This is a genomic window from Emticicia fluvialis (assembly GCF_024793945.1).
Lineage (GTDB): Bacteria > Bacteroidota > Bacteroidia > Cytophagales > Spirosomataceae > Emticicia > Emticicia fluvialis.
The window spans coordinates 64,411-76,090 of sequence record NZ_JANUSD010000008.1 but is presented as its reverse complement, the minus strand read 5'-3'; the positions used below and the strand labels follow the sequence as shown (position 1 = coordinate 76,090).

7 protein-coding genes are annotated in these 11,680 nt (G+C 43.9%); 1 reads left to right on the top strand and 6 read right to left on the bottom strand.

The annotated features are described in order from the left end of the window. Nucleotides 1-69 precede the first annotated feature (69 nt). Nucleotides 70-1,059, top strand: coding sequence for an aldo/keto reductase (locus NZ848_RS10840; RefSeq protein WP_259015503.1), 990 nt, complete (start codon nucleotides 70-72; stop codon nucleotides 1,057-1,059). A 63-nt stretch (nucleotides 1,060-1,122) separates the two neighbouring features. Here the strand turns inward: NZ848_RS10840 and NZ848_RS10835 are convergent, their stop codons facing one another. From NZ848_RS10835 to NZ848_RS10810, 6 genes are all read right to left on the bottom strand, one after another. Continuing rightward, entirely contained in the window at nucleotides 1,123-3,465 is a 2,343-nt protein-coding gene (locus NZ848_RS10835; protein ID WP_259015502.1) for a M56 family metallopeptidase, read from the bottom strand. A gap of 38 nt (nucleotides 3,466-3,503) precedes the next feature. Continuing rightward, complete coding sequence (locus NZ848_RS10830; protein WP_101728277.1) at nucleotides 3,504-3,890, bottom strand: BlaI/MecI/CopY family transcriptional regulator; 387 nt, start codon at nucleotides 3,888-3,890, stop codon at nucleotides 3,504-3,506. Nucleotides 3,891-4,191: 301 nt separating this feature from the next. Then, nucleotides 4,192-5,706, bottom strand: a complete 1,515-nt coding sequence (locus NZ848_RS10825) for a serine hydrolase (RefSeq protein WP_259015501.1) — start codon at nucleotides 5,704-5,706, stop codon at nucleotides 4,192-4,194. A 70-nt stretch (nucleotides 5,707-5,776) separates the two neighbouring features. Continuing rightward, on the bottom strand, nucleotides 5,777-7,255 hold the full coding sequence (locus NZ848_RS10820) for a leucyl aminopeptidase family protein (protein ID WP_259015500.1): 1,479 nt from the start codon (nucleotides 7,253-7,255) through the stop codon (nucleotides 5,777-5,779). Between the two features lie 97 nt (nucleotides 7,256-7,352). After that, entirely contained in the window at nucleotides 7,353-8,444 is a 1,092-nt protein-coding gene (locus NZ848_RS10815) for an alpha/beta hydrolase (RefSeq protein ID WP_259015499.1), read from the bottom strand. 205 nt (nucleotides 8,445-8,649) lie between these two features. Further along, a complete protein-coding gene (locus NZ848_RS10810; protein ID WP_259015498.1) occupies nucleotides 8,650-11,595 on the bottom strand; it encodes an FAD-binding and (Fe-S)-binding domain-containing protein in 2,946 nt (981 codons plus the stop codon). Between the last annotated feature and the right edge of the window lie 85 nt (nucleotides 11,596-11,680).

The window sequence follows — 11,680 nt, the reverse complement described above, 5'->3', positions numbered from 1 at the left end:
AGGTGTTTATGATTTTGGCCTGTTTTCTGCCTGCATCGCACTATTTTCTTACACTTCAAATAGATTACAATGAAACAAAGTAAACTCGGGAATCAGGGGCTGGTAGCCTCGCAGATGGGTCTTGGCTGCATGGGCATGTCAGAATTTTATGGTAATAGTGATGACACCGAATCTTTGCGCACCATTAACCACGCTATTGATGCAGGTATAAATTTACTTGATACCTCAGATATTTACGGCCCTTTTAAAAATGAAGTACTGCTTGGCAAGGTTTTAAAAGAAAGACGCCACGAAGTGGTGCTTGCCACCAAATTTGGTATTGTAAGAAGTGCGACAGACCCTACCGTAAGGGGTTTTAACGGCACGCCCGAATATTGTAAAAAAGCCTGCGACAACAGCCTGCAAAGGCTGGGTATTGACACCATAGACCTGTATTACCTGCACAGGGTAGACCCGAACGTACCCATTGAAGAAACGGTAGGCGCAATGGCCGACCTCGTGAAAGAAGGCAAGGTAAGGTACATTGGTTTATCAGAGGCAGCTCCTGCCACACTGCGCAGGGCATTTAAGGTGCATCCGGTGTCTGCTTTGCAAACTGAGTATTCGTTGTGGTCAAGAGAACCTGAAGATGAGATTATACCTACCTGCCGTGAACTAGGCATTGGTTTTGTGCCTTACAGCCCGCTGGGAAGGGGTTTTCTGACAGGAGAAATCAAGAGCTTTGATGATTTGGCTGCGGACGATTTCAGAAGATTCTCACCACGCTTTCAGGGAGAAAACTTCAACAAAAACCTGGTTCTGGTAGATAAAATAAAACAACTGGCTGCGCAAAAGGGCTGTACGGCCTCTCAGTTGGCATTGGCATGGGTAATGGCTCAGGGAGACGACGTCTTCCCGATTCCGGGTACCAGACGCATCAAATATCTGGACGAAAACATGGCTGCTGCCGATATTAAATTAACAGCAGCAGAACTAACTGAAATAAATAGCATTGCCCCAAAGAACATTGCTGTGGGCGACCGCTATCCGGCTGCCAGTATGCAATTCTTAAATGGCTAAGGTTAAAATGCATAGAGCCACTTCAAAGGTGGCTCTATACAATTCTTAAGACAAATTCAGAAATCAATACCTTACAACTCCCTCTCTTGGTGCAGGAGGTGCTTTAGGGGCGGCTGCAGGTTGAGGGACACGTCTTATCGGCGATTTTGGAACAATGGGGGCATCTAACTGCGCCGGTGGCACAGGTGGCAAAACCCCGGCCCTGCCAATCAGGTGTGGCTTGGGTGGCACAGGAGGAAGGGCTTTACCGAAGTAATGATTGATGTTTCCGCCATTAGCATAAGTACTGAAATTAATACTTTCACCTTTTACTTCTATCCTGAAATCTTTATCTTTCAAACCTCTCATTTGGCTGCCCCAGTTTTTATTAATCAGGTTCCATACTTTTTCATAAACTGCCTGTGGCTGTGGTTCCATATTTATCAGCAGCTTTTCGCCTTTCAGCCGTATCTCGTAGTCTTTCTTGTCTTTAATTAATCCTGCCTTATAGAGCGACTCCGTAAAATCGGCAAACTCTTTCCTGAAACGGGCTTCTTCTTCATTGGCCAGCTTTTCTATTATGCGGCCTTTTTCTTCCATCAGGTGGCTAAGGCTGTCCATTGGTTTGTCAAAACGCTCTACTAACCTTTGCATACTGTCCATAGGAGCGTTCAGTTGTTCCATTTTTTGCTGAACAGACATCATTTCCTGTTCTACCTTCTTCATTTCCTGTTCAACCAGGCGCATCTGATTTTCTAGCTCCCGCTCTTTTTTCTGTAAAGCCTTTACCTTTTGTTCGGCATCTGCCGGCATTTTTGAACCACGATACTGGTTTTCGAGTTTTCTTATCGCAAGGTCGACTTCCTGCATTTCTATGGATATGTTCTCTATCTTTCTTTGTGGCACTTCCATTTTAGCCGATATCAAATCCATTTCTTTGCTATGCTTCTCCATCTGCTTACTATATTTATCCTCTATTTTTTGCCAGTGTTTTTCTCTTAGCTGGTTGTATTTCTCCATCTCTTTATTTAGCAATTCCATCTCATTCTCTACCTGTTGCAATCTTGTAGTATCGGCTGTATAGCCTCCGTACTCAAAAAACTGTTGCCTTACTGCATCCATTTCAGATTCATGAATACCTGGCACTACTGCAAAATTTGCGTTTTTTGACCTCAGAAAATCAATAGCAAAAAGCTTCATATTATCAAACTCCTGGCCTTCAAGTACTTTACCTTCTTCTATAATTTTTACTATTTCACCTTTTTTATTCTTATAAACACCCACATCCTTTTTATCTTTTTCAAAAAAGTAGAAGTCCATCTCTTCTCTGGTTTTATCTGGCCTGGCACTGCTTCGGGTTGTTTTATCAGTTGTGGCAATTCTCTCCTGCCCATAAGCTACCCCAACTGCAATAATCATAACCAATCCTACAAAAACAGCCCAGTTGCCGTAGCTCATTGGTTTGGCGTCGTTAATGCCTACAATGCGCTTGATTCTGTCCATAAAAGTTTGTCTTTTGGCGCCAAAGGCCATTGCCAGGCGTGGTTGCTGCTGAAAAGTAGCCACCTGGGTCAGTGCTTTGGCAAGGGCCAGTCTGTCACCGCAGATGTTAACGGCGTAATCGTCGCAGCAGTTTTCTCTTTCATCACGCACCTGTGCTGAAATAAACCAGGTAGCCGGATGATAAAAAAACAGAATTTCTACAAAACTCTGGAAGATATTAACGAGGTAGTCGTAACGTTTAATGTGCGCCAGCTCATGTGCCAGAACGGCCTCTAGTTGTGAAACAGTAAGACCAGACATAATACCTGCCGGTAGCAGAACGATAGGTTTTATCCAGCCGATGGTCATAGGTACAACTGCCTTAGCCGATTCGAACAAACGTATGGGTAATTTCAACTGCATTCTAGCTTGTAAATCTTCCATCATGCCCAGTATTTCATCTTTTACCGGATTAATAGATTGTACTTTCAGTTGTTGTACATACACAAAGCCTACAATTAGGCGCAACAAAAGCAGGTTAGCGCCAATGAACCAGAAAAGAACGAACGAATTGAGGTTGGACTGTATGAAAAGTTCTGCCTGCTGAATGAACGATAAACGGGTGGCTGCACCAAAGACGGAAACGTTGTCAAGGCCGGTGGCCGCGTTCTGAATAAAAAATGCCGTGAATCTTTTTTTGCCTTCAACCAGATTTTCAGCTGGTTCGAACACAACAAAAAATGTTACAATAGCACTAATAAATTGTAGGCTTAATGCACCTATACCCTGCCAATAGCGCGCATGAGATACTTTGAAAACCTGGCGTAAAATGCCGAATGCAACTACAATAACAATGCCCTGCCATAACGAATGAAAGAGGGTCCAGCCCAGTGCAGAACTGATGTTTTCGGGGATACCCGTAGTAAAGTCAAAAAGCTTTTTCATAATTTGTTAAGTATTTGTATTGTACGTTTAGTAATAGGTTACTTTGCTTTTTCGATAGAATCAATCAGTTTTTTGATTTCATCCAGTTCTGCTTTGCTTACCTGCTGGTTGCCCAAAGCCTGCATTACCATGCGGGTAGCAGAGCCGCGAAACGCGGTGTCAATAAATTTATCGAGAAGCATGCCCTGGGTTGACTCCTCACCTACTGCGGCTTCATAGACATGGTACCGGCCTTCGTCGGTGCGGCTTACCAGTTGTTTCTCAAACATAATCTGCATCAGTTTGAGTGTTGTCGTATAGCCCACTTCTCTGGTTTTAGACAGCTCGTCGTTCACCTGTCGAACTGTGGCTTTACCTAATGCCCAGAGTATCTGCAATATTTCCAGTTCCGACTCTGTGGGTTTAATCTTGATTGGCTTTTCCATAATTATCTTTTTCCTTAATTTGTTTTCTTCTTTCCGGACCGAAGAAATCATCTACGAATTATTTCGTAACAAATGTAGTATAAAAGGAATTACACTTCCAAATTTTATTACGAATTTTTTCGTAGATAGATTGGAATTAAGATTTTTTAACTGAACAGCCTTACTAAAAGCCTGTTGATGAGTAGATTAAAACAGAATAGTCTAGCGAAATGGTTTTTCAGGTTGGTGTTTCAAAAAGAAAAGTTAAAAATATTATTTGGCAGAAAATCAATTTGAAACAGACAGTTAGGTTAGATAAACTTCACTTCTTCTTCAACTCAATGTCCATCGTGGCAGCAGGCATTTCAACAGAAACCCGGTCGATGTCTCCTTTGGCATTCATCAGGAATTTGAATTTAATACCCTCCCAATCGCCCTGGCCTTCAAAGATATCGTAATGATAGTGGCGCAACGCTATTTTTTCAGTGTGGAAGTCGGCCTTCAGTGTTTCACCATCCATTGCCAATGTAAGCGTTCCGTAGGCAGGGTGTTCATAAATACCTGCATAGCTGCTGAGCGTGTGTGTAGGTTTGGTATCTTTCTGGCGTTGGGCTTCGTTATCTAGTTTTGCTTTGGCCGATTTCTCTTTGGCATCCGTGAAATCTTTTCTCAAACGGCTGTTCCAGTCTATTACGTTTTTTTCAAGGTATGTATCTACAATGTAATTGGTAACAGTGTTTACCAAATTGTAGCCCACTGCACCGGTGTTGGTGGTTATGAATACCGCCAAGTTATTGTTCGGGAAAACGGTCATTAAAGACCGGTAACCTTCTATAGACCCACCATGCTGCCGCCGGAGATGCCCGCGATAGGTGTTGATGTTCCACCCCATACCGTAGGTGCTAAAGCCCAGTTCAGGGTATTTTGCTTCGGCAGGCTGCACAACCGCCCAGGGGGTGTGGTTTTCGTTCAGGTTTTTCTCTGATACTATTACCTTACCATCGGCTTTTCCTTTATTGAGTTGCAGCATAAGCCAGTTGCTCATTTCGGTTACGTTTGCTTTTACTGCCCCGGCAGGGCCAATGCCGTCTACATTGCTATCAAAGCCTGCTTCTTTGGTGGGGTTCTTCTCGTCATCATAAGAAAGGGCATAATCACTACTTTTCAGCATTTCGGGGTAGGTCAATACTGTGGTTTTCATGCCCAGGGGGTCAAGGATTTTCTCCTGCATAAACGCCTCCCAGGTTTTACCCGACAGGCGTTCTATCAACACACCTGCTGCCATGTACATCAGGTTATTATATTGATACTGGGCATATATGGGTTTGTTAAGTGGCAGGTATTTGAGCCTGTCGAACATTTCTTTTCTATTCAGTGGAGCCGATACCCAGACGTAATCATGACGAGGCAGACCTGAACGATGCGAAACCAAGTCTCGCGCTGTAATGGTGCGCGTGGCGTATTCATCATTCAGCTGAAAATCCGGCATGTATTCTTTTACAGGTTTATTCCAGTCCAGCTTACCTTCATCAGCCAGAATAGCCAGGCAGGCAGCCGTAAAAGACTTAGAGCATGAGGCAATGCCGAAAAGCGTATGCGCAGTTACCGGGGCCTGGGTCTTTACATCTTTAACCCCGTATCCTTTGGCATATAGCAGTTTTCCGTCTTTCACTATACACAAAGCCGCACCTGGCACGCTCCATTCAGTGAGCATTTTATTAACAATTACATCCAGTTGTTGCAGTGTATCGGGAGCAACAGGCGCCTTTGCTTTTTTCTTTTGAGCAAAGGCAGGAGAAAGAACAAAAAGGAGAAGAAAGAGAGAAATGTTTTTCATCAGATTTTGTTTAGGTAGTGGTCAAATTTAAACAAAATCTGATGAAAATTACGTTTTAGCTAAGCTGAAATTACAACCCTCTCAGCCAGGTGGTCAACAACCTTACACCATAGGCAGTGGCCGACTTCATAGAGCCGTACTCAGAGTCTGCAAAGGCCATACCGGCGATATCTAAATGCGCCCAGTTGCTGTGCCCATCGATAAAAATCTCCAGAAATTTGGCCGCCGTAATCGCCCCTGCAATGGGCAATGAAGAAAGGTTCTTCACATCGGCAATGTCAGACTTCATCATGTCTTTGTAATCATCCCACAAAGGCAGGCGCCAGAGTTTCTCGCCACTCAGTTGTCCGGTAGCCAATAGTTGCTCTGCCAGTTCATCGTTATTAGATAACAGCCCGGCAGCATTATACCCCAGTGCCGCAATGCAATTGCCCGTAAGCGTTGCCAAATCTATGATTACTTCCGGTTCGTATACCTTTTTTATATAAGACAGACCATCAGCCAGAATGATGCGACCCTCGGCGTCAGTATCAATTACCTCAATAGTTTTGCCTGAATAAGTATTGATTACATCACTGGGTTTTAAAGCATTGCCATCCACACAGTTTTCTGTTACAGGAATCACCCCAATCAGATGTACCGGAAGTTTTAACTTAGCGGCCAGTTCAATAGTACCTAATACGGCCCCAGCCCCGCCCATGTCAGACTTCATGTAGCTCATGCTACCCGAACCTTTAATAGAAACCCCTCCGGTATCAAAAGTTACGCCTTTACCTACCAGACCGATTTTTCTGAGGGGTTTTTCAGCCAGTGCTGACAGGTTATATTCAAGCACTATGAATCGCGGCGGGTTTTCGGTGCTGCCTTTGCCAACGGCCACTAAGGCACCGAGGCCAAGGCCCTCACATTCTTTTTCGTCAAATACCTTTACATCAAAGCCATACAGTTCGCCTGCCTGCAGGGCGTATTCAGCCATTTTTTGCGGATATTTGATATTGGCCGGGGCATCTACCAGGCTCATAATCCTGATTTGCGTTTTGGCAGTCTCCTCCCCTATCTCCGCTGATGTACGAGCTTTTTCCACAGTTTTTTCAGGAACGACGATAGTCAGCTCCGAATCAGCTGAAAAGAAATCAGCCTCCGCTTTTGTATCTGTTTTAAAAACTCCGATTTCGTATTCGGCCAGACAAACACCGTTGATTATATACTCAATGCTGGTTTCCAGCTTGCTTGCATTCAGGTCTATGCCTACCGCCAACGGTAGCCTTTTTTTATGCTTATAAAAGAATGAACGTAAAACTTTGATAAAATCAGCCTGTTTAGGCTCTTTGCCAAGCCCAATAAGATAAATCTTTTGAAGGTCTTGTTTGGCTGTGTAAAGTGGCAGAATCTCTTTCAGCCCTGCTTTAAAATCTTGTTGCAATGCGTCTGCACTGAGCCCGGCCTCACCGGCAATTTTAACCAGATTAGCTGATAGCTCCTCGTTATCTAACAATGGATATACAATCGCCTGCGGGCTGTTCAGTTGAGAAGAGATATTAATTTTCATAAGCTTTGTGTTCAGTAATAAGACCTGTACAATAAATACACCAATGCCAATGACTTAATAAAGCAGTGGTAAAAAACAATTAAATAGCATCATGGCATTAATAAAACAGCCATTCAAGGGCTTTCGGGAACTCTTCCCCCCATCTTTTTTCGTCATGCCCGCCTTTCGGGTCTTGCGAAATCTTTATTTCCAGTTTTTCCTGGCTCCAGCCCTGTGCCTCCATGGTCTGCTTTAGTTTTTTCAAATCAGGTATCATAGGAGTACCTTCTTTGCCGCCACCATAAAGGTATATTTTACTGCTAACGGGGCTAAAGAATTCGCCGATATCAAAATAAATCTTGCCTGATACCCACAAAGAAGGTGAAAATACCATTAATCGACCGAAGGTCTCCGGGTACATCAAACCTGCGTATAAACTGATTAATCCGCCCATTGAACTACCACCTATACCCGTTGCGGTAGCCTCTGGTTTGGTACGGTAGTTTTTATCAATATAAGGTTTCAGTGTGCGAACTACAAAATTGGCATATTTCATGCCCAACCCTTTGCCTTTTGAGGGCACGGTGTAGGGCGAGTATTCTTTAAAGCGGTCTTTGTCTCCATGGTTTATGGCTACAATAATAACATCGCCTTTCTTTTGCCTGGCCAGTAATGACAAGCGTTTGTCTATTTCCCAGTTACCGTAGTCAGAGCCCTCACCGAAAAGGTTCTGGGCATCCTGCATATATAATACCGGATAATGCTTTTCTGTGTTTCTTTTATAATCATGTGGTAAAAGCACATGAATGGCACGGGTTGTTACCAATTGCGGAATGGCAAAACTGTCGGAAACCAATTCAACCTCGGGCATCAGATTAGCAATAAATGCGGTAGAGCCTTCTAGCCGCCAGTAAGGCACAAAGTCTTTTACACTGCCCTGTTTTCTGGTGATAATCCGATTAGCCGGAGAGTTACCGTAATCATCCAGTTCTACGTGGTCCCAACCGCCTCTGGTATATTTGTATTCTATTTTTTCGGGAAGCGGCCCTTCTGGCGAAAAATTAAACTTATATTTTCCTTTTGCTACCTTCTGCATTTCAAACTCTGCCATATCCGGATACCAGTTACAGAAATTTCCGGTAAGGTAAACTGGTCTATCGTCGTCGGTGGGTGTTGTTAACTCTAAACTTAACAGTGTGCGATTGCTCATTTTTTACTTTTTGTATCCTGATTAACTGTCAAACTTACCTAACAAAACTGTCTTTTATAAGTTTGAGTTCAAAAAAACAATCAATTTTTTAATTACAAACAACTGATTTTCAATTGTTTGTACACATAATAAAAACAACCCTTCTTTAAAAAATTATATTCTTTGATATTGTTGGATACAAACCAACCCTTGCCGGTAGCGCTGGTCAGACCAGGGCATCCCAAAGAATCTCTACCGGATGCAGGGCTTTTCTGCCGGTGCCATCATGTATCTGGTGGCGGCAACTGGTACCGGGTGCCGCAATAATTACTTCTTCGGGTTGTTTTCTTACCGCAGGGAAAAGCACCAACTCACCTATTTTCATTGATATATCAAAGTGTTCTTCTTCATAACCGAATGAACCCGCCATACCGCAACAGCCCGATGGAATGAGATGGACCTCATAATTGGCCGGGAACGACAGCATTTTTTTGGTGGGTGTAAGCGATGCCACCGCTTTTTGCTGGCAATGCCCGTGCAGTTTTATGAGTTTTTTCTCGTCAGTAAAACTGTTTTTGCTGATATTTCCTTTATCTATTTCACGGGCAATAAACTCGTCTACCATCAGGGCATTTTTAGCCAGTTCGCGGGCGTCATCAATTAACTCTGCATCAACCAGGTCAGGATATTCATCTCTGAACGTTAAAATGGCTGACGGCTCAATGCCTATCAAAGGTGTATTTTCATTTATGATACCCTTCAGGAGATTAACATTCTTATTGGCCAGCTTTTGTGCATCTTTCAGCATACCTTTAGACAGAAACGCCCGGCCTGCATCTGTATGCTCGGGGATAACAACCTGATACCCCAGCTTTTGAAGCAGGAACACAGTCTTTTTGCCAATCTCAACATCATTAAAATTGGTAAACTCATCACAAAACAGATAAACCTTCTTTTCAGCACTTTTGTCGTTTGTTCTGGCTACGTTTTTATCGTACCAGCTTTTAAGGGTGTCTTTCTGTAAAAGGGGCATGGTGCGCTCCGGATGGAAGCCCACTAATTTATTCGCTATTTTCCGTAAAGGTGCGTTGTCGAAAACCAGATTATAGGCCCAGGGTACATAAGACGCTATCTTGCTCATTTTTGAGTAATTACCCACCAGCCATGAGCGCACCGGCACGCCGTGTTCGTCGTGGTAATGTTGCAAAAACTCCATTTTCAGCTTGGCCATGTCTACGTTTGACGGGCATTCTGTCTTACAGCCTTTACAAACCAGGCACAAATCCATCACCTCTTTTACTTCTTTGCTATCAAAGCGATTGAGCTTGTCAGAGCGTGTCAGGGTTTCTCTCAATATATTGGCTCTGGCGCGGGTAGTATCTTTTTCGTTGCGGGTAGCCATATAGCTGGGGCACATAGTGCCCCCACTCAACTCTGTTTTACGGCAGTCGCCTGAGCCATTGCATTGCTCGGCGTGCTGCAAAATATCCTGATTATGAAACCTGAACACCGTTTTAAATGCTGGTGTTTGCTGGCCGGCCTCATAACGCAAGAACTTATCCATTGGCGGGGTATCAACAATCTTATTTGGATTGAAGATATGCTGAGGGTCCCAGACCTGCTTCAGTTCTTTAATTAAATCGTAGTTTTTATCCCCTATTTGCTGGCGGATAAACTCTCCTCTCAAACGACCGTCGCCATGCTCACCAGAAAGCGAGCCTTTATATTTTTTTACAAGGGTTGAAATCTCTTCAGCAATTAACCTGAATTGCTGATGCCCTTCCTGCGTTTTCAGGTTAATAATGGGGCGAAGGTGGATCTCCCCTGACCCTGCATGGGCATAATGCACCGCCGACATACCATGTTGCGCCAGTATCTTATTGAAATCTACGATAAACTCGGGCAGGTCGTTTACATCAACTGCCGTGTCTTCAATCACAGCTACGGCTTTTTCATCACCTGGCAGATTCGACAATAAACCCAATCCTGCTTTTCTCAAAGTCCATATTTTCTTGGTATCTTCTCCGAACAATACCGGAAAATGATAGCCCAGCCCGGCAGCACGCATTTCGGCTTCCATAGCAGCTGCCAGTTGCTGAATTTCTTCTATGCTGTCTCTTGACAATTCTACTACCAGTATCGCCCCGGGGTCGCCTTGTACAAAAAAGCGGTTCTGCCGCTGCTCTTTATTTTCTTTGGTACATTCTAAAATGTAATGGTCTATCAACTCTACGGCCGATGGCTTGTATTGAAGCGCAATCAGATTGGCACGCAGCGACTCGTCTACCGAATTGAAATGCACGCATACCAGTCCTGAAAATTTGGGTGGCAGCGGATTTACATGCAGCTTGATTTCAGTAATGAAAATCAGCGTCCCTTCTGAGCCTGCTATCAGCTTACAAAAGTTGAAAGGCGCTGTTGAATTTGGGGTAAACACTTCTGTTTCCAGCAGCTCGTCAATGGCGTAGCCTGTATTGCGGCGTTCAATGGTTCGCTTCGGGAACTCATTCCTTATTTCCTGTTGATTTTGCTGATTGCTCAATATCTGGTTGACATGCCTGTAAATTCTGGTTTCCAGACTATCATCGGCTGAACCGGCCTTTTTCTTAAATTCATCAATACTTAAATCCTTAAACTCTACATAACTGCCATCGCTGAGGTATCCTTTTACTTCCATCAGGTGGTTACGGGTAGAACCATACACTACCGAGTTAGAACCACATGAGTTATTACCTACCATGCCGCCAATCATGGCTCTGTTGGCCGTTGAGGTCTCGGGGCCAAAGAACAGCCCGTGCTGCTTCAGGAACATGTTCAGCTCGTCGCGTACTACGCCGGGTTGTACTCTTACCCAGCTTTCTTCGCGGTTAAGCTCCAGTATTTGGGTGAAGGTTCTTGATACGTCAACCACAATGCCGTTCCCTACTACCTGCCCGGCCAGTGATGTACCTGCCGTGCGGGGTATCAGCGACGTGTTGTTGGCTCTGGCAAAAGATATGAGTTTTTTTAAATCAGATTCATTTTTTGGTATGGCAACGGCCAATGGCATTTCTCTATACGCCGATGCGTCGGTGGCATAGAGTGTGCGCATCACTTTATCAAAATGGAGTTCTCCTTCTAATGTTCGGGCAAGCTGGTTAAGTTCGGTATCAAGCATTCTTTCGGTGGTCATTTATCTTTCCTGTACGCGTTTTCAAGACCTCAAAATTACTGATTATGAAGCTAAATAATTTAAAAAGTATAAAAGAATTATTCGG